Annotated in this window: 22 protein-coding genes and 1 pseudogene; 10 read left to right on the plus strand and 13 right to left on the minus strand. The window is 67.8% G+C overall.

Annotated features, from left to right (window positions below):
• Window positions 1–490 precede the first annotated feature (490 nt).
• A complete protein-coding gene (locus AB0D57_RS36650) occupies window positions 491–832 on the minus strand; it encodes a hypothetical protein (RefSeq protein WP_362083533.1) in 342 nt (113 codons plus the stop codon).
• Between the two features lie 645 nt (window positions 833–1,477).
• Between AB0D57_RS36650 and AB0D57_RS36655 the strand changes: the two genes are divergently transcribed.
• The 3 genes and pseudogenes from AB0D57_RS36655 to AB0D57_RS36665 all read left to right on the plus strand — a co-directional run.
• The gene (locus tag AB0D57_RS36655) at window positions 1,478–2,446 is read left to right on the plus strand and encodes a helix-turn-helix domain-containing protein (protein ID WP_362083536.1); all 969 of its coding nucleotides are present in this window, start codon (window positions 1,478–1,480) and stop codon (window positions 2,444–2,446) included.
• Window positions 2,447–2,553: 107 nt separating this feature from the next.
• Complete coding sequence (gene gap / locus AB0D57_RS36660) at window positions 2,554–3,552, plus strand: type I glyceraldehyde-3-phosphate dehydrogenase (protein WP_362083539.1); 999 nt, start codon at window positions 2,554–2,556, stop codon at window positions 3,550–3,552.
• Between the two features lie 251 nt (window positions 3,553–3,803).
• Window positions 3,804–4,298 (plus strand): annotated as a pseudogene (locus AB0D57_RS36665) (transposase); the annotation flags it as partial.
• Window positions 4,299–4,308: 10 nt separating this feature from the next.
• Here the strand turns inward: AB0D57_RS36665 and AB0D57_RS36670 are convergent.
• A complete protein-coding gene (locus AB0D57_RS36670) occupies window positions 4,309–4,707 on the minus strand; it encodes a hypothetical protein (protein WP_362083543.1) in 399 nt (132 codons plus the stop codon).
• A gap of 275 nt (window positions 4,708–4,982) precedes the next feature.
• Here AB0D57_RS36670 and AB0D57_RS36675 point away from each other — a divergent pair, with 275 nt between their 5' ends.
• A complete protein-coding gene (locus AB0D57_RS36675; RefSeq protein ID WP_362083546.1) occupies window positions 4,983–5,822 on the plus strand; it encodes an IS5 family transposase in 840 nt (279 codons plus the stop codon).
• Between the two features lie 147 nt (window positions 5,823–5,969).
• Here the strand turns inward: AB0D57_RS36675 and AB0D57_RS36680 are convergent, their stop codons facing one another.
• The 5 genes from AB0D57_RS36680 to AB0D57_RS36700 form a co-directional block, all read right to left on the minus strand.
• On the minus strand, window positions 5,970–6,767 hold the full coding sequence (locus AB0D57_RS36680; protein ID WP_362083549.1) for a hypothetical protein: 798 nt from the start codon (window positions 6,765–6,767) through the stop codon (window positions 5,970–5,972).
• Window positions 6,768–7,159: 392 nt separating this feature from the next.
• On the minus strand, window positions 7,160–7,780 hold the full coding sequence (locus tag AB0D57_RS36685) for a dihydrofolate reductase family protein (protein ID WP_362083552.1): 621 nt from the start codon (window positions 7,778–7,780) through the stop codon (window positions 7,160–7,162).
• Window positions 7,780–8,286 carry an SRPBCC family protein gene (locus tag AB0D57_RS36690; RefSeq protein WP_362083555.1) on the minus strand — a complete coding sequence of 169 codons (507 nt, stop codon included), beginning with the start codon at window positions 8,284–8,286 and terminating at the stop codon, window positions 7,780–7,782. The genes AB0D57_RS36685 and AB0D57_RS36690 overlap by 1 nt, the downstream gene beginning before the upstream one ends.
• A 3-nt stretch (window positions 8,287–8,289) precedes the next feature.
• Window positions 8,290–8,631: a metalloregulator ArsR/SmtB family transcription factor gene (locus AB0D57_RS36695; RefSeq protein WP_362083558.1), complete on the minus strand. Its 342-nt coding sequence runs from the start codon at window positions 8,629–8,631 to the stop codon at window positions 8,290–8,292.
• A gap of 94 nt (window positions 8,632–8,725) precedes the next feature.
• Window positions 8,726–9,100 carry a hypothetical protein gene (locus tag AB0D57_RS36700; RefSeq protein WP_362083561.1) on the minus strand — a complete coding sequence of 125 codons (375 nt, stop codon included), beginning with the start codon at window positions 9,098–9,100 and terminating at the stop codon, window positions 8,726–8,728.
• Between the two features lie 293 nt (window positions 9,101–9,393).
• Here AB0D57_RS36700 and AB0D57_RS36705 point away from each other — a divergent pair, with 293 nt between their 5' ends.
• The 3 genes from AB0D57_RS36705 to AB0D57_RS36715 are packed head-to-tail and all read left to right on the plus strand — an operon-like array spanning window position 9,394 to window position 12,520.
• On the plus strand, window positions 9,394–9,753 hold the full coding sequence (locus tag AB0D57_RS36705; RefSeq protein ID WP_362083564.1) for a tyrosine-type recombinase/integrase: 360 nt from the start codon (window positions 9,394–9,396) through the stop codon (window positions 9,751–9,753).
• Between the two features lie 17 nt (window positions 9,754–9,770).
• Window positions 9,771–10,115, plus strand: a complete 345-nt coding sequence (locus tag AB0D57_RS36710; protein WP_362083647.1) for a helix-turn-helix transcriptional regulator — start codon at window positions 9,771–9,773, stop codon at window positions 10,113–10,115.
• The gene (locus AB0D57_RS36715) at window positions 10,112–12,520 is read left to right on the plus strand and encodes a site-specific integrase (protein ID WP_362083567.1); all 2,409 of its coding nucleotides are present in this window, start codon (window positions 10,112–10,114) and stop codon (window positions 12,518–12,520) included. The genes AB0D57_RS36710 and AB0D57_RS36715 overlap by 4 nt, the downstream gene beginning before the upstream one ends.
• Before the next feature lie 20 nt (window positions 12,521–12,540).
• Here AB0D57_RS36715 and AB0D57_RS36720 read toward each other — a convergent pair whose 3' ends face one another.
• Entirely contained in the window at window positions 12,541–13,338 is a 798-nt protein-coding gene (locus tag AB0D57_RS36720; protein WP_362083570.1) for an SDR family oxidoreductase, read from the minus strand.
• 108 nt (window positions 13,339–13,446) lie between these two features.
• Here AB0D57_RS36720 and AB0D57_RS36725 point away from each other — a divergent pair, with 108 nt between their 5' ends.
• From AB0D57_RS36725 to AB0D57_RS36735, 3 genes are all read left to right on the plus strand, one after another.
• On the plus strand, window positions 13,447–14,028 hold the full coding sequence (locus AB0D57_RS36725) for a hypothetical protein (protein WP_362083573.1): 582 nt from the start codon (window positions 13,447–13,449) through the stop codon (window positions 14,026–14,028).
• On the plus strand, window positions 14,025–14,513 hold the full coding sequence (locus AB0D57_RS36730) for a hypothetical protein (RefSeq protein ID WP_362083576.1): 489 nt from the start codon (window positions 14,025–14,027) through the stop codon (window positions 14,511–14,513). The genes AB0D57_RS36725 and AB0D57_RS36730 overlap by 4 nt, the downstream gene beginning before the upstream one ends.
• Before the next feature lie 216 nt (window positions 14,514–14,729).
• A complete protein-coding gene (locus AB0D57_RS36735; protein WP_362083579.1) occupies window positions 14,730–15,761 on the plus strand; it encodes a hypothetical protein in 1,032 nt (343 codons plus the stop codon).
• A gap of 796 nt (window positions 15,762–16,557) precedes the next feature.
• Here AB0D57_RS36735 and AB0D57_RS36740 read toward each other — a convergent pair.
• The 5 genes from AB0D57_RS36740 to AB0D57_RS36760 form a co-directional block, all read right to left on the minus strand.
• Window positions 16,558–16,824: an aldehyde-activating protein gene (locus AB0D57_RS36740; RefSeq protein WP_362083582.1), complete on the minus strand. Its 267-nt coding sequence runs from the start codon at window positions 16,822–16,824 to the stop codon at window positions 16,558–16,560.
• A gap of 158 nt (window positions 16,825–16,982) precedes the next feature.
• The gene (locus tag AB0D57_RS36745; RefSeq protein WP_362083585.1) at window positions 16,983–17,957 is read right to left on the minus strand and encodes a polyprenyl synthetase family protein; all 975 of its coding nucleotides are present in this window, start codon (window positions 17,955–17,957) and stop codon (window positions 16,983–16,985) included.
• An 18-nt stretch (window positions 17,958–17,975) separates the two neighbouring features.
• Window positions 17,976–18,797: a squalene/phytoene synthase family protein gene (locus AB0D57_RS36750; RefSeq protein WP_362083588.1), complete on the minus strand. Its 822-nt coding sequence runs from the start codon at window positions 18,795–18,797 to the stop codon at window positions 17,976–17,978.
• 186 nt (window positions 18,798–18,983) lie between these two features.
• Entirely contained in the window at window positions 18,984–19,826 is an 843-nt protein-coding gene (locus tag AB0D57_RS36755; RefSeq protein WP_362083591.1) for an ABC transporter permease, read from the minus strand.
• A complete protein-coding gene (locus AB0D57_RS36760) occupies window positions 19,823–20,428 on the minus strand; it encodes an ABC transporter ATP-binding protein (RefSeq protein ID WP_362083650.1) in 606 nt (201 codons plus the stop codon). The genes AB0D57_RS36755 and AB0D57_RS36760 overlap by 4 nt, the downstream gene beginning before the upstream one ends.
• Window positions 20,429–20,566 lie beyond the last annotated feature (138 nt).

Raw genomic sequence — 20,566 nt, forward strand, 5'->3', positions numbered from 1 at the left:
CGCTTCGTGGGCTGCAGTCTCCGCAGAGATCGCCACGGGTCTCGAACCGGAACGCGTAGCTCTTGATCCCCTACACCACGTCGCGGGACACGGCCTCGAACTGGAACGCGTAGCGCTTGATCCCCTACACCACGTCGCGGGACACGACCGAGGAAGCCACTACTGACCGCCCCGGACGCTAATGCCGCGGCAGGCAACGTTCGCCCCGCCGCGACGCCCAGCACGCTCCCCCACTACCTCAAGGGCGTGGGAGGTGCTCCCACTCGCCGCACCGGACGAAAGCCCAAGTACGTCCAGTACGAGGGCTTTCGGCCGGTGCGGCGAGAGCACCCACCGGACGTCGCTCCTTGATGGGAAAACGTTGCCTGGTGCGGAAACATTCGGCGCGGGAGTTCGAGGGCCTGATGGGGCGGATCGTGGGCCCCGCTGTGCATCGGAATGCTCCGTTGAGGTCGGCGTTGACCAGCTCGTCGGGGTTCAGCTCCGGCGATTACGACGGCAGGAAGTGCAGCTCGACGCATTCGGGGTGATCGGCGAGCCAAGTGCCGATCTTGCGAGATCGGTGCGCGGCGAGGCCGTCCACGACGATATGGACCCAGCGGTCGAAGCGGCCGGTGAGCCGGTCCGGCAAGCGGCACACCACGTCGGCGTCGAAGGTCCCGCTGGGCACCTGCGCCGCCGACCGCGCCAACACCGGCTGCTCCCCCGAGCAATTCCAGACCCCGTACGATGCCTCGGCTACCGCCTCGCCCTGGACCACAAGGTCGATGACCGCGGACCACAGGGCAGCCGGCAGGGAGCCCTTGCTCGTCGACGGCTCCCTGGCGACCAAACAGGGGCACGATGCCCGGCTCCGCCCCCCGCACCCCGGGCCCGTCGGCTGCGGTGATCGATGTCAGCGACCGCCGCCAACACGCCACCCGGCCCACCGTCCAGCTCCCCCAGAACGAAGGGCTCAGCGCGCCACCGACGGACAAACTCCCCGCTGTCTTCGGCAAGTCCGAGCCAGGTCGCCCAAACCATCCTGGTCGCCCTCATGGTCACCGTCGGCAACCTCGACATCCTCGAAACGTGGCTCTACCAGCGCACCGGCGCCCAACTTACCGATACCGACTACGCCGACACCCTCCTGCGGCCACCAGCGCAGTCGGAGAAAGCCCCGCCCGCGCGGACCGGACGGCCTCCTCCGCCCACCCGGTGAAACCCCAAGCGCAGAACAACCCCAACACCTGATCGCGGCCGGCCCCGGCCCCCGGGGCTGGCCGCTATGCCCTCAGCAGCCTGTGGCAGCACACCAACCCAGCCCCCGCTGGCGACCGCCGTCATCCATCACCCCGAACAGGCTCGAACAAGCCCCGGAAATGACGAAGATCCCGACCGATCATGCAAATCGGCGGGATCTCGTCAACCGCTCCCGAGCTAACTCAAAAGCAGTCGCATCAATCAAGGCGAACAGGACAGCCCCGCACTCCCTCGTATGCTGTTCCATGTGCCACCCTCCCGCCTGCGTCGCGTCGCCGTTCTTGTGCTTGAGGGTGCGAAGCCGCTCGATGTCGGAATTCCCGCGCAGGTTTTCACGACCCGCGCGAGCATGCCGTACGAGGTGCGGGTGTGCGGGGCGACACCTGGTCTCGTGACCGGTGGCGATGGCCTCGCGTACTACGTCGGCCATGGACTTGACGCACTGGAGTGGGCCGACATCGTCTTCGTCCCCGGCTACCGGTTCCCGGACCGTGACGATCCGCCGCAGACCGTCGTCGACGCACTGATCGCCGCCCACGACCGGGGCGCGCGGCTCGCCGCCATCTCGACGGGCGCCTTCGCGCTCGCCGCCACGGGGCTGCTCGACGGCAGGCGCGCCACGACGCACTGGCACTACGCACGGGCGCTGGTGGCGAGGCACCCGCTCGTTCAGGTCGACGAGAACGTGCTGTTCGTCGATGAGGGCAGCGTGCTGACGTCGGCTGGCGCCGCCTCGGGCATCGACCTGTGCCTGCACATTCTGCGCGGCGACCTCGGGGTGGCTGCATCGAACCACGCGGCCCGGAGATTGGTCGCAGCCCCCTACCGCAGTGGCGGTCAGGCGCAGTACGTGCCGCGCAGCGTCCCTGAGCCGTTCGGCGAGCGGTTCGCCGCCACCCGCGAGTGGGCGCTGCACCGGCTCGGCGAGCCCCTCACGCTCGACATACTGGCGCGGCAGGCGGGGGTCTCGCCGCGTACGTTCTCGCGGCGCTTCGTCGAGGAGACCGGCTACACGCCGATGCAGTGGGTGATGCGAGCCCGTATCGACATGGCCCGCGAGCTGCTCGAGCGTTCGCAGCGCAGCGTCGAGCAGATCGCTGCCGATGTCGGGCTCGGCACCGGTGCGAATCTGCGGCTGCACTTCCAGCGCATCCTCGGCACCACGCCGAGCGAGTACCGGCGGACCTTCACCCCGGGCGAGTAACCCGCCCGGAACCGCGTGGCGGGATCCTTTCGAACCGTGGCGATATCGCCACTGTCAGCGGTGCCAGCCGCGGACGAGCATGGTGGCGAAGGGAAGGTACATCACTCATGACTCGCATTGCCATCAACGGATTCGGCCGCATCGGACGCAATGTGCTGCGCGCACTGCTGGAGCGCGACAGCGCCCTCGAGGTCGTCGCCGTCAACGATCTGACGGAGCCCGCCACTCTCGCCCGGCTGCTCGCCTACGACAGCACGGCCGGCCGGCTAGGGCGCCCGGTGACTGTCGACGGGGACGCTCTCATCGTCGACGGCCGTCGGATCACGGTGCTGGCCGAGCGCGAACCGGCGCAGCTGCCGTGGGCCGAACTCGGCGTCGACATCGTCCTGGAAGCCACCGGCCGCTTCACCTCGGCGAAGGCCGCCCGGGCCCACCTCGACGCGGGCGCGAGGAAGGTACTCGTCAGTGCGCCGTCGGACGGCGCCGACGTCACGCTCGCGTTCGGGGTCAACACCGACGCCTACGACGCGGCCGTACACACGATCGTCTCGAACGCCTCTTGCACCACCAACGCGCTCGCGCCGCTGGCCGCGGTCCTCGACGAGCTCGCCGGTATCGAGCACGGGTTCATGACGACGGTGCACGCCTATACGCAGGAGCAGAACCTGCAGGACGGTCCGCACCGCGACGCCCGTCGCGCCCGGGCCGCCGGTGTCAACATCGTGCCGACCACGACCGGCGCCGCCAAGGCGATCGGCCTGGTGCTGCCGAACCTCGAGGGCAAGCTGTCGGGCGACTCGATCCGCGTTCCGGTACCGGTGGGCTCGATCGTCGAACTCAACACGACCGTCGCCCGCGACGTGACGCGCGACGACGTGCTGGCGGCGTACCGCGCCGCGGCGGATGGACCGCTCGCCGGCATCCTCGAGTACTCGGACGACCCGCTCGTCTCCTCCGACATTGTGGGCAATCCCGCCTCGTCGATCTTCGACTCGGCCCTCACCCGCGTCGAGGGCCGCCACGTCAAGGTGGTCGCGTGGTACGACAACGAGTGGGGCTTCTCGAACCGTGTGATCGACACACTCGAGCTCCTCGCCACCCACTGACTCGGCGCAGGGAAGGCCCCCGACCCCCGACCCCGCTTACGAAATCACCGGCATTGCTCTGAGCTGCAATGCCGGTGGTTCAGCGCATCAGTGCAGGTAGAGCGCGTGCTGATAGGGACTTGTTCACGCCTTTCGCCCAGCGTCCGTCCGGCCTCGCTGCCGGTGAGGGTGGTGGCATGAACAAAGTGTGGGAGTCGGCTGCGCAGGCGGTGGCCGATGTGGGCGACGGCGCGTCACTCGGGGAGAGACGCTTTGACGCGGGCAAGAAGGTTAAGGGCCGCAAGCGGTTCATCGTCACCGACACCCTCGGTCTGCTCTTGGCCGTCCATGTCGTCGCGGCGAACGTTCAGGACCGCGATGGGGGCAGGCACCCGTTGCTGTGGACGCGCCTTGACCACCCGAGCGTCCGGAAGATTTGGGCGGACCAGGGCTTCGCCGGCCGCCTGGTCGACTGGGCCGCGCAGATCCTCGGCCGCGAGGTAGAGGTCGTTCGCAAAGACCCCGGTCAGCGAGGATTCCAGGTACAGCCGAAGCGGTGGGCGGTGGAACGCACTTTTTCGTGGCTCACCGCCCACCGGCGCCTGGCCCGCGACTACGAAGCCAGCCCGGCTCACTCGGAGACCATGATTCGTTGGGCAATGATCGGCATCATGGTGCGCCGGCTCACGCGCACAGGTCCTGCTGCACGACCGGGTCCCCGACCGCTCACCCAGGTCTCGGCAGCGGGACAGACGCCTGGCTCGTAGGGGGATCGGCTCAGTCCACATCGTCACCGAGAAGGATCGCCTCCAATGCGAGCAGGTCCGCGTCATCGAGCTGTGGGACCGTCCAGCCGTTGGCTTGCGCGTGCGCGATGAACTGCGGGTCGAGTGTCACGTGGTAGCGCTCGACGTAGTGGGCCAGGTCCGAGTACCAAAGCCAGCACCCGTCCGTCAGCAGGTGCAGTCCGCCGATCACAGCGTTGTCGGGGCTCAGAACGTCACGCACGAGCGTGGTCGTCGCAGCCAGCAGGGCACCGTGCCGCAGGTATTCGACCAGCTCACGAGCATTCGCCGACGCCTCGACCTTGACCGCGGACCGCAGCGACGGCCCGTCTGGGCTGCCCTGTTCAAGCTCTCTGAAGTCGCCGACAAAGGGGACGCGCGCATCGCTCACCAGCAGAGGCTAGAACATCCCTCCATCCACGATCGGCGTAGATCTCAAACGCAGTCTGAAAGAGCGTTTTGTCCTGCCAGTAGTGTTTGGTCCCTGCCTGGAGGGCGAGTCAGCCTGGGATAGCTGAGGCGGAAGTTCTCGATGCGGCGTATGTGGCAGGTGACATCACGCGTCGGCCAGTTTCGGTCAACTCGCTCCTGTCTGATCCCAAAGCGCCCCCGGTTAACCCCGTTTGTGCCCTGGGGATGCACCGCGTCCGACGGTACTACCGAAACATGACGCGACACCGCCCGTATCCCAGTGATCTGTCCGAAGCCCGCTGGGAGTTGATCGAGCCCACGCTCACAGCATGGCGGGTCGAGCGGAGGGGCAAGGGCCTGGACATCGGTCGCCCGCCCGAGCATGACCTGCGCCGCATCATGGACGCCATCCTGTACGTCGACCGCACCGGGATCCCCTGGCGCTACCTGCCACACGACTTCGCCCCCTGGGAGACGGTGTACGGGTACTTCGCCGCCTGGCAGAAGGAGGGCATCTTCGCCCAGCTCAACGACCTCCTGCGTCGTCTGGTGCGCGAAGCCGAAGGCCGCAACGTCGAGCCGAGCGCCTGTGTGCTGGACGCACAGAGCATCAAGACATCCGCCAACGTGCCCGCGACCGGCCAAGGCATCGACGCGGGCAAGGAAATCGCAGGCCGCAAGCGCCATATCGGCGTCGACACTCTCGGCCTCCTGCTGGCTGTCTGGGTCACCGCCGCCAGCGTCTCCGACAACGCCGGCGGCATCCACCTGCTATCCCGCATCGCCGCCGCGAACCCCTGCGTGACCAAGGCCTGGGCCGACACCGGTTACCGAACGAAAGCCATCGACCATGGCGCCCGCCTCGGCATCGACGTCGAAGTCGTCCAACGCGACCCCGGCGTCAAAGGATTCAAGGTCATCCCCCGACGCCGGGTTGTCGAGCGGACCTTCGGCCGGCTCATGCACCACCGCCGCCTCGCACGCGACTACGAAACCCACCCCCACCGCTCCGAAGCCATAACCCACGTCGCGATGATCGACCTCATAAGCCGACGCCTCACCCGCGAATCCACCCCGAACTGGCGCGACACCTGAACCTCGAACCAAACACTACTAGCGGGACAAAACGCTCTTTAAGACCTCATTTCAATTGGCGAGTCTGTCATGGCAGACGAGTGTTTCTGCCACGTTCCCCGAAGCGCCGCCGACCGGGCTGCGGATGCCGTTGGCGGCGGGGTTCGGTCAGTCGCTCTCCCGGTAGTTCATGAACCAGTGGGTGTCGAAATAGCGGGCCATCGTGAACGGGTGGTGCGGGTCGATGAGGATGCGGCAGACGAACTCCGCGGCCTGGCAGTCGAAGGGGACGTCCTCGCCGTCGAAGGAATGGACCACGACGGGCCAGCGGTCGGGGTCGTCACCGTCGACCCTCCAGCAGTACAGGTTCTTGTGCTCAGTGCTCGCCCAGATGAGCAGGCCGTCCTGCCTGAGACTCGTCCACGGCTCCTGGTGCAGGTCCAAAAATCCGTCGAAGGCACCCTCGCCGAACGTCTCGACCATGCGCTTGTAGTCGCTCGGCAGCGCGGTGCCCAGGCGTGACGCCATCCCCGCCCAGTCCACGTCCGGCCGCTGGGCGGGCGGTACCCAGCCGGTGATCCGTATGAGCCGCTCCATCCAGTCGACGTCCTCGTCCGGAGCGACCGTCAAGGGTTCTGGCACCTCCCTGTGAGCGACCACCAACACCGGCCGCTCGTCCCCCTCGGCGTCCCGCGCCGTACCCGTGCCGACCCACTGATCCCCGTACGCCCACGCCCTTATCTTCACCGCCCGGTCCTCGAAGGGGACGAGAAGAGCCGCGCCCCTGGACTCGTCGACCGTCGGATCGGTGAAGCCGTCGAGGACAAGGGTGCGCGCGGCGCCGTACCTGCCGTCGAGCAGGTCGATCAGGTCCTGCGGGTCCAGGTCGCCGGGCAGGTACATGTAGCCGTCTCCCGAGCCGAGTTGGGCCAGCAGGTCGTTGACAGTCTCTTGCGTGAGCTCCATGGCGGACAGCAAAGCGCACCGCACTGACAATGGACGTGCTCACAGACGTACCGGACGTCGATCCGGGAGGCGTTGGACCCCGCTTCACTCAGCCCGGATCCACCGCAGGACCGCCAGCACGATGCTGGCGATCTTACCCGCGGGCTGGGCCCGCCACCGCGAGCCGATCTTCTTCAGGTGGCCGCGTATCAGGCCGGCGAGATAGTTCAGGGTGGCGCTCGACCAAGTCCGTCAGGACCCCTCGGTGAGACCGTTGTTTTTCTTCACATCAAACTCAACTGCCGCCGGGGGCCCGCCAGTTACACAGCTATTCACAGTTGGCCATGGTGGCCTGCTGATTCAAGCGTGTGCGCCGTGGGTGCTCGGGTCGCTGAGGTGGAGTGATGGCGCGGCTACCGTGGGTGCACGGCGTAGGTCAGGTGCGTCACCCGCGACGACGGCTCCGAACGGACTGGCTCCAGCGCGACCCTGGACGCGTCCACGCCCTCGAACAGGCGGATTCCGGAGCCGAACAGCACGGGCGACAGCGCGATCGAGAACTCGTCGATCAGGCCGGCGTTCACGTACTCCAGGATCGTCGCGCCGCCGCCCGCGATGCGGACGTCGCGGTCGCCGGCGGCCTCGCGGGCCTGGTCGAGCGCGGTCTCGATGCCGTCGTTGACGAAGTGGAACGTGGTCCCGCCCGGCCGCTCCCAGGGGTCACGCTTGGTGTGCGTCACGACGAAGACCGGCGTGTGGAACGGCGCCTCCTCCGGCCACATCTGCTCGCCGGCGTCGAACATGCGCTTGCCCATGACGCTCGCGCCGGTGCGCTCGAACGTCTCCCGCACGATGTCGTTGTCGCGACCCTCCTCGCCGCCCTCGCCCAGCTTCAGGTTCTCCCGGAAGAACCGCTGCGGGAAGATCCACTGCTGCAGTTCCATCCACTGCTGCCCCATCAAGTCCCCGAGGGACTCGGGCGCGATGAACCCGTCCAGCGACATCGACACGCTGAAGAACACCTTCCCGGCCATCAGCGCTCCGCCCCCTTCCGAACGATCTCGGTGACGTAGGCCGCCAGGTTGCTCAGGGTCTGCTGGCCGCCCTCGATCGCGTGGTACTTCTCGACCGCCTCGTCGCGCAGTTCCTTGGTGGGGAACACCGTGCGCATCACGATCCGGGTCGCCGCGCCGTCGGGCGCGAAGGTCAGGAAGGACTCGAAGGCGTTCGGGTCGTCGCGGGACTCACCGTGCAGCAGCGCGATCCGCTCCGGCGGGGCGATCCGCAGCCAGCGGATCCACTCGGAGTAGTCGGTCCCGTCCGGGGCGTGCAGCACGAAGTCCCACTCCCCGCCCTCGCGGAACTCGAAGGACCGCGTGGTGGTGGTGAACCCCTCCGGACCCCACCACCGCGACAGGTGCCGGACCTCGGTGAACGCCTCGAACACCAGCTCCCGCGGGGCGTCGATGACCCGGGAGATCACGATCTCCCGGTCGGCCGTCGCCGGCTCCGCCGGCGTTTCTTGCCTTGCCCTTGCCATCGGTCATTCCTCCTGCTGTGTCTGCTTGAGGTCCTGCACATAGGTGTCCAGCCGGTCGAAGCTCTCGTTCCAGAACCTCTCGAATCCGCCGACCCACTCGTGGACGGGCCGCAGCCCGCGGGCGTCCAGGCCGTAGAGGCGCTGCTTGCCCGCCCCGCGGACCCGCACCAGCCCGACCTCCCGGAGCACCCGCAGGTGCTTGGACGCCTGCGGCTGGTTCATCCCCAGTTCCTGGGCCAGGTCGGTCACCGGCCGCTCACCCGCCCGCAGCAGCGCCAGGATGTCCCGGCGCTGCGGCTCGGCGATCGCGTTGAACGCGTCCGACGTCGTCGCTGCTCGTGCCATGGCAGCCATCATATTCCCATATCGGAATACGTCAACCGGTTGGGAATCGGGCGAGTCTTGTCGGATGACGATTGCAGCCCCCAGCCCCGCCCAGCTATGGACGTGCGGTGAACCGCCCGTCAGGGCGCTTGTGCAGCCAGCCACGGTCGGCGAGCTTGGTCCTCTTCGCCCGCAGCGGCTCCAGCCTGCCGCGCACCGACGCGTCCAGGCCCAGCCGCTCGCCAACCGCCCTGACCTGCACCGGGCCGTCCGCTTCCCGCACGATCGCCAGGATCTTGCGGTAGTCGCCCGGCAGTGCACCCTCGTCGGCCACGTCGCTGCGGTGCGGGATCAGCAGTACCGCCCGCCCGGCCACCTTCGCCGATACCGGAGCGACCGCCTCGATATCGGCTTGGGCCTGCTCGGCCAAACGATTCAAAACCCGCTCCGCGATCGCCAGTTCCTCCCGCTCGACCTGCAACTCCTGCAACTACTTGGTCAACCGCTCGGCGAGGGCGTCCAGTTCGCTCCGGCGAGCGGTGATCCACTGCCGCTCCTGCATCTCCGCAGCCTCCCGCGGTCTCATGACGTGCCGCCCTGCTGGCGGACGTTGGCGGGGGTCGGCCACGGGCGCAGCCGAACCCGGCAGACCGTCGGAACCGGACCTGCCCGATGATCTACGGCACAGACAACAGCCGCCGACCGGCACGAGCCCCCGAATCGTCACTCACACCAGACCCGCGACCTGCGATTTCACGATGCACGTGGAACGTGCTGTCGGTGATGGACTGGGCCGTCGAGGCGGTCGAGGACTACGTCGAGAACGTCCGGCCGCGCTTCGGGTTCCCCGATCACCCGGCTCTGTGGATCACCGAACGCGGGGGACGCCTGCAGCCGAGCTCGATCAACGACCGGTTCGAGGCATACCGAGACGCCCTAAAGCTCCCCAAAGAACTAGTTCCGCACTCAATTCGTCATTCTTACGTCACGCATCTGACCGAGGACGGGGTGGACCGGCGCTTCATTCAGCAGCAGGTCGGTCACGAGTGTGACAGCTCCACGGCCATCTACACGCACGTCAGCGACGACTTCATGAACACTGCCCTGAGCAAGGCCCTGGCCCCGGCGTTCGCCGGCGTCTGACGAGGAAGGACCCGATGATGGCCGCCAAGCTCGACTACCACTGGCACCTGCGCAAGGTCATGGCGGACCGCGGGATGTTCTCCACCACCGACCTCATCCCGCCACTGAAGGAACGCGGCATCACACTGTCGTCGAGCCAGGTCTACCGGCTCGTCGTCGAAAGGCCCGAACGCCTTAGCCTGAAGATCCTCATGGCCCTGCTCGACATCCTCGGCTTCGCCATGAACGATCTCATCGAGCCCATCGCCGTGGCCGGCTCCGCGAAGAGGCCGAAGAAAGCTGCTGCGGGAGGGACTTCGGTTGCCGAAGGAGTCGGAGAACTGCGGCCCCGGCGGGCTCGGATCAGCGGAGTCGACCGGTGACCGGTCTCGCCGAGGAGGTCGTCGCGGATCCAGTCGGCCTGGTCGTGCGGCTCGTCGGGAACGTCGAAAAACACCTGACCGCCGAGCACGTCCGCGACGTCGTCTGCACGGTCGTACGCGCACGAGCAGGCCGCCGCAGCCTCGCCCAGGCCCTGCACGACGCTCCGTCGCTGCTACGGACCGGACAGCCACCGGCACCCTACTGCGTCGCGAAACTGCTGATGGCCCTGCACGACGCCGGAGCCCAGGACGTCGCACTGCCCCGCTGCGGCGAATGCGGACGCGCATGCCGCTACGTCGGCAGCAGCACCGGCGGACGGTGGGGATGCTCGCCCTGCTTCGACAAGCCGGCCGTCTGCGCGGGCTGCCACGAAGAACGACGCGTCGTCAGCCGGGACCGCAACGGCGAGCCCCGCTGCCAGAACTGCCCCGACACCGACGGCGATCCGCTTCGGGAACTGACCAAGCTGGTCACGAGCCTCGATCCCGCCCTCACCGACGACGCGGTCCTGGCCGCTCTCGGACGAGCCACCGTCCGGCCCGCCGGGCAGCGGCGCCTGGCCTGGGCCGTCGTCGCCCGCCCCGAGCTGCTGACCGGCGCCGGTTACGAAGCCCCCACCCCGGCTGCCCTGCGGTTCATCAACGAGCTCGTCGAGGCCGGGGCGACCAAGGTTGTCCGGCCGGCCTACCCGCGCTGCCACGAGGTGAAGGCGCTGTCCAAACTGCTGGAGGGCAAGAGGATCTGCCGGGCCTGCTTCGCCCGCCACGCGGCCGTCCCCTGCTCCGGCTGCGGAGCCGTGCGCGAGCCTGCCACCCGCGACACCGATGGGCGGCCGCTGTGTCCGAACTGCATGATCAGACAGCCCGCGAACCTGAAGGAGTGCGTCGGCTGCCGCCGACGCATGCCCGTCGCGAACCGGCTGCCCGACGGCCCGCGCTGCAACAACTGCCGCCCAAGGATCACCGCTGAGTGCGGCATCTGCGGGCGGATGGCGCCCTGCGAGATGTCCCGGGCCACCGGCCAGCCGTGGTGCGAACGCTGCCAGCACCGATGGGTGACCTGCAGCGGCTGCGGCACCGTCGCCCAGGCCCGCGGCGGCACCTGGGAGGCGCCGTTGTGCGCGAAGTGCACCAACCCTGACCCCGACTTCTGGGGCCGCTGCCCGGTCTGCACCACCACCTGGCAGCTCAGCCCCCGCCCTTGCCAGCGATGCGTCCTCGATCAGCAAGTACGCGACCTCCTCGGTGACGCCACCGGAGCCATCCGCCCTGAACTCGCTTTGTTCCACGCGGCGTTGATGAGTGTCGAACGCCCGGATGTCGCCGTTGCCTGGGTCTCTCGCTCGAAGGCGCGCGACCTCCTGGAGCGCATAGGACGCGACGAAAGGCCCGTCACACACGAGGTCCTCGACGAACTGCCCCCGGGCAAAGTGCTGGCCTACTTGCGCAGTGTGCTGGTCGCGACCGGCACCCTTCCGCCTCGCGACGAACGGCTCATCGCCCTGGAGAAATGGGTCGCCGAGACAGTCCAGGCCCGCACCGATCTCGCCGAGCGCCGGATCCTGCACGGCTACGCGGTCTGGCACCACATGCGCCGGCTCCGACGACGCCTTGCCGAAGAGCACGCGACTCGACTCCAGGACCTGAACGTTCGCTGCCACGTCACCGCAGCCGACAGCTTCCTCACCTGGCTCAACAGCGAAGGGCTGACGCTGGGGACCTGCACCCAGCTGGACCTGGAACGTTGGATGGCCGATGCCACGGTCAGCTATCGCGACGAGACCGGCCACTTCGTGCGCTGGTCGGTACAGCACCGGCATGCCCGCGGACTCACCTACGGCACCGTCCGCTGGACCGGCCCACAGGGCACCATCGACAGTGAGAAACGCTGGGACGATGCACGGCGCCTCCTCAACGACGACTCACTGCCGACCCCGGACCGCGTCGCCGGACTGCTGCTGATCCTCTACGCACAGAAGATCGCCACCATCAGTCAACTCACCGTTGCCGACGTCCACATCGACGGCGACACCGTCACGATCATATTCGGCAGCTCGCCGGTCGTCCTCCCCGCGCCGCTGGCCAGCCTGGTCCGCGAGCTCGTCGCGACCCGCCGCGGCAAGGCCAAGATCGGCACTCCGGACGATGCCCCCTGGCTGTTCCCGGGCGGCCATCCAGGGCGCCCTCTCACCGACAGCCAGATCGGCAAGCGCCTCCACAACATCGGAATACGACCCAAGCAGGATCGGTCCACTGCGCTGTTCACACTCGCGACCGAGCTTCCCGCCGCGATCCTCGCCCGGATGCTCGGCGTCCACATCAAGGTCGCCGTCCAGTGGCAGAAAGCATCGGCCGGGGACTGGGCCGCCTATGCCGCCGACGTCGCCAGCCGGAAGATCCCGTGAGTCTTGCCTCATGCGCTTGGCTACCCGAGACCACCATTGCTCTGGAGAAGCTGGGCGTTGATCCATCCGCCCTCTGCCGAGCAGAGGAACGTGACCAGATTCGCGCAGTCCTGCGGCACACCGAGGCGTCCCAGGGGCGTGAAGCGGATCATGTCCGCCTTTTGCTCTTCGGTCATCCACCCGGTGTCAGTCGGCCCGGGATTGATCGCGTTACAGGTCACTCCCAGATGGGCAAGCTCGCGGGCGGCGGCCAGCGTGATCCGGTCCATTGCCCCCTTGCTCGCCCCATAGGGCAGGTTGCCAGCGGTGTGGTCGCTGGTCAGGCTGACGATCCGCCCGCTTCCGTGCTGCCCGCGGAATCGCAGTCCGTACTCCCGGATCAGCAGCCACGTTGCCCGCGCGTTGACCGCAAAATGCAGGTCGAAGCTCTCCACAGTGGTGTCCAGCAAGCCGGAGTCAACCGACTCGCAATGGCAGAGCACCAGCGCCGTGACGTTCCCCAGCTCCCGCTCGACGCTGTCGAAGAGCTGAGCCGGCACCGCCGGGTCGCTCAGGTCCGCCTCGACCGCAAGCGTTCTCGCCCCATGGGACGCCACCTTCTTCCGCAGCTCTTCGGGCGCACCCGGCTCCATGCCCCACTGCATCCGCGCGTCATACGGAGTCCAGTACGTGAAGGCCACGTCCCAACCGGCCCGGGCCAGATTCAGTACCACGGACGCCGCGATCCCCGCCGAACGTCCCGCCCCCGTGACCAAGGCAAGCGGGCGCCCCGCCACTCCCACGTCCTGCCAGCTCCCCACGCGCGTCTCACCAGTCATGATCCTCATCCTGGCGGTCCGCCCTTCACGTGGCACTCGATTTTCCCGGGCCCTGCCACGCTCACTCCCCTTGAGGCGCGCAGACCCAGCCACCACAAGGAACACAAGGTGCGGATCAGACAGGTACTCGGGCAGTTCCAATACCCGACTCCACCATTAGGAACCTCGGCCTCCGGATTTGCCGATGAGGTCGCCGCCGACAAGGCCGTCGCCCGGTTGGACTACGTCGAGGACCTCTACCACGACTGGAACGAAGGCGGCCGGTCCTCCGGCGGCGCGGACAAGCGTGTTGAGGCCGAGTTCGACCGCATCCGGGCCGAGCTCGGCGACCTGCCAGGGGCCGTCGCCAGCCCGGAACGGCTCCGAACGATGCTGCGGCACCTGACCCGCACCCTGCACCCCGGCGCACTGAACGACTGCTTCCACCATGCGGAGACCGCCGTTTGCGGCAAGCGAGCCAAGACCATCCGGCAGCCCCTACCGATGCTCAACATGTGCGTGACCTGCCCTAACTCCCGTCGGTCGGCGGTCCATCTTCCCCGAATCCAGCTCACGCGAGACCTCGCTCGCGAGGAGTTCAAGGACGCCAGGGACCTTCCTCACTTCCAGGAAATCGCCATCCGCGAGTACCAAACCACCCTCGATAGCTTGGTCGCTGAACTCACCGACGAGGAAGGCAGCAACCAGTGACCGGCCCACGCACTCCCCAGACTGTCTTCGCCCAACTCTCCCGCGAACAAGAGCTGAGCGACATGGACCGGGACATCATGCGCGCGTTCGAGCGGCTGCTGGACGGCCGCCCGGAGATCACGGACGGCTCCGTCAACGTCGTGAACATCGCCGCCGAGGCGGGCGTCTCCCGGGCGTCCTACTACCGCTCGCCTGTCGCCAGCGTCATCAAGGAAATCCTGACCGCCCCCGACGCCAAGCGTCCCGAGGTTGACGAGCTCAAGGCCGAGGTGACCCGGCTGCGGAAGGAACTGCGCGAGTTTCGCCGAGAGAAGGCCGAGGAGGTCCGTGAGTTGAAGGCCACCGTCACCGTCTACGCGAACCAGATCCAGGTCCTGGCCTTGCGCAATGCCGAGCTGGAGGTCGACGCGGTCGCCCTTCGAGGTCAGATCGCCGAAGCGACCGGTGGCAGTGTCCGGCCGCTTCGGAAGCCATCAGCTCCCTGATCGTCGTGCCCCACCAGTGGCTGCCCCGCTTCGCTTGTCATTCAGCGTCCGGCCTCGAGCAGGCGGGCCTGATGATCACCCGTCCCCGCGTCCTGCCTCGGAAATGGCCGGCCTGGTGCCCGCCTCGCAGCGCAGTCGCAGCACTTCGGCACCGAGGCCGGCCCGCTCGGGCATGATCGGCTCCAACTAGAATCGGCGATGAGATGGGGGTGTGACGTGGGCGAGTGGCGGACCGATCCGACGTTCGCGATGTGCCGGGCGTTGGTGGACGGGGCGGAGCTGTCCTCGTTCGTGGGCGGCCCGTTCGACGTGCGGGCGGTGGCGGCCGCTATTCGGCCCGAGGCCATGGACGGATTCCTGCTCGACGAAGTTCCCTGGGAGCACTTCCCACAGGGGGATCACGTCAGAGAGGCCGTTCACCTGCTGCACACCGGCGACTCTCCCCTTCGCACCGGAACGGGCGTTGTGAGCGGCATGTGCGCCAACGACATGCGGGCCGCGACCGTGCTCGCCGTACCGTTCCTGATCCGGATAGCCGCCGACACCCGCCACCCCCACCATGCCGACGCGCTCGCCGAAGTCTCCTCCCCTGCCCGCGCCCGCCACTTCGGCGTCGCCTCCCGCAACGAACTTCTGCTCCACCGCGCCGACACCCGGGACGACACCCTCTACGACGATTACGGCGTCGAGGTGACCGGCTACCCGGCAGGCTGGTCGGTCGCCGCCGCCCGGGCCGTGATCACCGCCGACACCGCCCTCCTGCTGCCCCTCCTCAACGACCCCGGCCCCGCAACCCGCATCCGCGCCGCCTACGCGCTGGCGACCGCCGCCGACCCCGACCGCGCGGTCCGTGCCGCCTTCCGCACCTGGCTCGGCACCGAACAAGACCCGATCGTCCGTGCTGCCCTGGTCCTCGCCACCGCCGAAGCCACCCGTAACCACCCCCACCCACCGACCACCGAGTGGATCCGAGAGCTGTGGCGGGACCGGACACAGGTACCTGAGGTCCGACTGGCCGCCGCGATCGGCTGGCTCTGCCTCACCGACGAACCCACCCCTGACGATCTTTGCGCCGCCGTCGACGACCTCGCCTCCGACGAGCGCGCCCACGCTATGGACGCCCTGCCCTGGATGGCCGCTGCCAGCAGGTCCGGCGAAACGGGGCTGCGACACTGCATCCGAGAGATGCTCCATCCCGAACAGCCCGACCCGGCCGGGTACGACGACCCGTGGGCGCCGCATTGCTGACGGCGGTGGAGGGCGGCGTGTATGACACGTCGGCTTCTTACCCTGGCAGCTGTCGGCCCGGCACCACTCCTTCGTACCGCGCCATCCGTGAGACACCACATCTCTGGACACGCGTTCCGCTTGCATAACGCAGCGCGGGCAAAAGCCGCGGTGCAGGGTCGGCCAGGTCGAGTACAAGGTGGGCTCGCCGCCGGGTCCGGTCCAGAGCAACACCTCCCTGCGGAATCCCACCCACAACACGGCCGACCCGCCAGAGATCCGGGTGTCGTGCTCGCAGGAACACAATTCCCTGTCAAGTCCATGTGTTCAGCACTTGTGCTCCTCTGTGCGGTGGCAGCCGTCGAAGGAGTGAGACGGCCACCCAACGGTTGGGAAGAGCCGCTCCCGTCAGGAAGACTGTGTCTCATTCGCTGGCGCGATGTAGGCCGCTTCGAAGAAATTGATGAACCTGTGTTGGGCGACTCTCAGTTCGCCGCTGATTTCCCACCCACCCAGATTCTTCGAGGCGGCCCGCAGTTCTCTTCCTGCGGTGGTCGGTCGCTCCCTTCTCGTCAGGTCTCGACGGCCTGAATTCCTCTAGGAAGTAGCCCAGTGCCTTTCTGAAGCCGTCCTGGTTAAGCATCCCTGAACGTTTCGGACTACCGCGCGGCCCTCGCAGAGTTCTCCGTCATCCTGGCCGAGCAGATCCCGCTTTGGGTCTCAGCCCGGGAGCTGGCGCCCTGCCGGTGGGCGGGGACAGGATGCTGGCCGGGACCATCGAGGGTGCGGGTGAAGCCGCCGGCCAGCGGACGGGCGGTCAACCAGCCGCGCTGTGCTCGGTCTCCGGCACCGGAGGCAGCCAGTGCACGGCGTTGTCGCGGAAGGAGGTGTGGCTGGGCACAAGGTCTTTGCCGGTGGTGTCGTCGAGGGCGGTGACGTTGATGCCGATCTCCGGGATGTCGCTGTCGATCGCCGCGACACGGCTGCCACAGGTCGAGCAGAAACGGCGCTTCGCCTCACCCCCGAAGGTCTCGTACCAGGTCGGCTCGCTCTCACCGGTCCAGGTGACCGTCTCGAAGCCCACCCACCACATCACGGGGGTGCGGCCGGGTTTCTGGCAGTGTTCGTAGGCGCAGGTACCCGGTCAAGTTGATGTGTTCAGATCTTTCGCCTACGCCTGAGGCTGTGTGGGTGCGGCAGTAGACGTCGATGGGGCTTCGCCGAGCCGTGACTGACGCTATGTCAGCGCTGGCGGTCGGCTGCTGATGTGGCCAGTTCGGCGAGCTGGGTGGAGTGTGGCAGGCCGGTGAGTTCGGCGCGTGCTTGTTCGGCGCAGGAGGATGCCATCCGGGTCGCCTTGGCGAGAGCGCCGGTGCGTGTCAGCACAGCGAGAATGTCTCGGTGTGCGGTTGCGGGGTCGGTGCCGCCGCGGAATACGGTGGTCAGGCGGTTGCGGTCAGCTTCGTCGGCGGCTTCGTAGGCGAGCAGGACGGGCAGGGTGGGTTGGAGGTTGGCGACGTCGCTGGTGGCTGTCTTGCCGGTGACCTGGTCCTCGGTGGTGTAGGGGAGCAGGTCGTCACGGATCTGGAAGGCCATGCCGAGGTGTTCTCCGTACTGGCGCAGGGCCTGGTGCTGCTGTGGGGTTGCTCCGACCAGGATGGCGCCGGCCTGGCACGCGGCGCCGGTCAGCGCGGCGGTCTTGGCTTGCATGATGTTCAGGACGGTCGGCACTCCGCAGGTCAGGTCGCCGCGGATTTCGGTTTCGCGCATGAGGCCCTGGCACATGTGGCGCAGGGCCTCGATGGTGAACCGTGCTGCCTGCAGCACGCGCTCGGCGGGGCCGGAACTGAGCAGGGCCGCGACTCCGGCCATCGACAGGCCATCGCCTGCCACCAGGGCTTCGGCGAAGCCGTACTGCTCGGCGGTGGAGGCCCGCCCGCGTCGTACCGGGTCCTGGTCGATGATGTCGTCGTGGATGAGGCTGGCGACGTGCAGGCATTCGATGCCGGCCGCGAAGGCCAGCACCTGGTCGGCGGTGCCGCCGACGGCTTTGGCCGACTCCATGCACAGCACGGGGCGCAGGAGCTTGCCCGGGGGGAACAGCGCGTCCAGGCAGGCCAGCTCCAGCAGGCTGTCGCCGCTGCCCACCCAGCGCAGCAGCTCGGCCTCCAGGAGCGGAATGTACGTGTCGCCGGTGGAAGTCACAGCAAGAGACACGGCGCGTCCTTTCACAGGTCAGCAGGGGATCACGGTGCGCATGACGGGGCGCCACACATCGAGCAGCGTGCCCAGGGGAGGCTGCACCGGTCGGTGGAGGACGTCCTGGCTCGCGGCCAGCACGGCGGCGATGAGCAGGGCCAGGTGCTCACAGCGGGCGCGCCAGATGGCGCTCACGGGACCGTGGTCCACATCACGGGCTTTGTGCAGTTGCTCGGTGACCCGCTCGGCCTCGAACGCGATGAGGTCGGCCATAGCTGGTGTCCAGCGTTTGGACTTGATGTCCTCGGCGCGCACGTTGAACCGGTCGAGGTCCTCCAATGGCAGGTAGAGGCGCCCGTCGTCGAGGTCTTCCGACAGGTCGCGCAGCGCATCCGTCAACTGTGCGGACACGGAGAACTCGCGTACCAGCAGCTCATATGCGGGTTCGGTCGCGGCGCCCATCACCCGGTAGACCATGGCCATCGGGCCACCGGTTATCTGCATGCACCACTGGCGCAGGTCATCGAACGTGGGGAAGTCACGGAAGTCGAGGTCCCGCTGCATCGCGCTGAACATGTCCTCAATCACCGACAGGTGCATACCGTAAGTCCGGTAGGTGTGGACCGTGGCGTGCAGGACGGGGTCGTGAGAGCCGCCGGCGGCGAAGGCCGCCCAGGTGTCCTCGACAAATGCGGTGAAGTGCCGCTGACGGTCTTTGACCGGGCCGCTGTCGACGCAGAGATCGGCGCGGCACCCGTGTGCGAGCAGTGCCGCCACGTGAGGCCGAGCCGCTGCGGGAGCGCTGCGCAGGCCGTGATAACGGGCCGTCCCTCCGTCGGCGTTGGCCAGCTCTCGCACGCACACCGTGTAGCAGTGCCGAAGGACGGGATCAGTGATATCCGCCGCATCCAGCCATCGCCTTACCAGCATCTTTCAACCCTTTCTGCTCGACCGGCTCTCTTCCGGGGCCGGCGCTTCGCTCTGCGTTGAGGGCGCGACCCTCCCTTCGGAGGGCCCGTGTGAGCCGTCGCACCCGGGCGTTGCTCAGCGGGCTGTCGACGTGGCCCGTGCCGGGCTCGCAGGTTGGCGGTGCCTGGGTGGCCAAGGCAGACGGAAGGGCGGCCGTGTGGTCAGGGCGTCTTTGGTGCGGCGGTGGAAGGCAAGCAGGCTCAGAAGTGCAGCGCCGGCGAACCACAGGATCTGTACGGCCAGATCGCCGGGCAGAGGTGTGTGGGTGAAGCCCGCGGCGGTGGCGGCCTGCATGGTGCCGTAGGTGGGCAGGAATTGCACGGCAGCGCTTTTGGTGCCGCCGCTGGCCAGAGGGCTTTGCAGGCCGACATCGACGAGGCTGGTCATGACCAGGGCGAACATGCCCTCCACTTCCCGGCGCAGCAGGGAGCCGAAGACCACCCCGAGTGCGCCGTAGGTCATCGCTCCGCAGAACAGGGCCGCGGCAAGCTGCACAGGCTGGCGCGGGCTCCAGGCAGTGCAGATCACCGCGGCGGCATAGGCGGCGATGGTGCCGGAGGCCAGGGTCAGTGACGTGGTCTTGGCCAGGACAAGATGGATGCGGGGGTAGCCGGCCATGGCCAGGCGGCGGTCGAAGCGTCCGCCGTTGAACGTGACGGCGAACATCATGAACCCGGTGATCAGGGTGACGGCGTTGATGGCACCGGTGATCTGCGTGATCTGGTTGCCTGCGGGTGCCAGGAGCAGGCCGGTCGCGCGCAGCCTGAAGGTCAGGGGCCTGCTGGGGATGACGGCGTAAGCCAGGCTGATCCAGCAGGGGATGAACAGGGCGACCAGGACCATGGCGAGCCTGTTGCGGGTGTGCTCGACCAGGTCGAAACGGGCTGCTGTCACATACAGACGCAGGTTGCGCCTCACGCAGGCACCGCCATGGTGGGGTGCAGGACGCCGTCCTGAAGCCGCCACAACTCGTCCAGGCGCTCGGCGTCATAGGCCAGATGCGAGACGACGAGGACCGAGCGGCCCGCATCACGTAACCGCGCCGCCAAGTCCCAAAAGCGCTGGTAGGTGTCCCAGTCGAAACCCTGGTAGGGCTCGTCCAGCAGCAGCACCTGCGGGTCATGCATCAGCGCAAGGGTCAGGTTCAGCTTCTGACGGGTTCCGCCACTGAGCAGACCGGCACGCTCATCGGCGTACTCCGTCAACCGCAGCGCCTCCATGACCTCCCCGGCGTGCCGCAGATCAGGCAGCCCCCGTGCGACGCGGAAGAACTCCAGATGCTGGCGCACGGTGAGGGCGTCGTTGACCACCACGTCCTGTGGGCAGTAGCCGAAACGGGCTCCATGACGGACCGCGCCACGCTGCGGACGCAGCTCACCGGACAAAATCTTCAACAGCGTCGACTTGCCCGCACCGTTCTCCCCGACGATCCCGGCCAGCACGCCAGGCCGCAGATCAAGCTCTAAGCCCCGCAGAACCTCACGACGACCGTACGCATGACGCACGTCCCTAACCTCCACCACGCCCCCGGCTCGTAGACGGTGGTCAGGAACTCGCTGCTGACCACTCGCCGTCACGGGCAAGGTTAGGCATCGCATGTGGTCAAAAGTGCAGGTGGAGCCGCTGAATAGCCCGCACGAGTGAAGGTCGCGCCGTAA

Source organism: Streptomyces sp. NPDC048275 (assembly GCF_040652275.1).
Lineage (GTDB): Bacteria > Actinomycetota > Actinomycetes > Streptomycetales > Streptomycetaceae > Streptomyces.

Excerpts from the sequence above, each read along its gene's own strand:
- AB0D57_RS36655 (WP_362083536.1), top strand. The coding sequence starts at position 1,478 with ATGCTGTTCCATGTGCCACCCTCCCGCCTGCGTCGCGTCGCCGTTCTT.
- gap (WP_362083539.1), top strand. The coding sequence starts at position 2,554 with ATGACTCGCATTGCCATCAACGGATTCGGCCGCATCGGACGCAATGTG.
- AB0D57_RS36675 (WP_362083546.1), top strand. The coding sequence starts at position 4,983 with ATGACGCGACACCGCCCGTATCCCAGTGATCTGTCCGAAGCCCGCTGG.
- AB0D57_RS36680 (WP_362083549.1), bottom strand. The coding sequence starts at position 6,767 with ATGGAGCTCACGCAAGAGACTGTCAACGACCTGCTGGCCCAACTCGGC.
- AB0D57_RS36685 (WP_362083552.1), bottom strand. The coding sequence starts at position 7,780 with ATGGCCGGGAAGGTGTTCTTCAGCGTGTCGATGTCGCTGGACGGGTTC.
- AB0D57_RS36690 (WP_362083555.1), bottom strand. The coding sequence starts at position 8,286 with ATGGCAAGGGCAAGGCAAGAAACGCCGGCGGAGCCGGCGACGGCCGAC.
- AB0D57_RS36695 (WP_362083558.1), bottom strand. The coding sequence starts at position 8,631 with ATGGCACGAGCAGCGACGACGTCGGACGCGTTCAACGCGATCGCCGAG.
- AB0D57_RS36705 (WP_362083564.1), top strand. The coding sequence starts at position 9,394 with ATGGACTGGGCCGTCGAGGCGGTCGAGGACTACGTCGAGAACGTCCGG.
- AB0D57_RS36710 (WP_362083647.1), top strand. The coding sequence starts at position 9,771 with ATGGCCGCCAAGCTCGACTACCACTGGCACCTGCGCAAGGTCATGGCG.
- AB0D57_RS36720 (WP_362083570.1), bottom strand. The coding sequence starts at position 13,338 with ATGACTGGTGAGACGCGCGTGGGGAGCTGGCAGGACGTGGGAGTGGCG.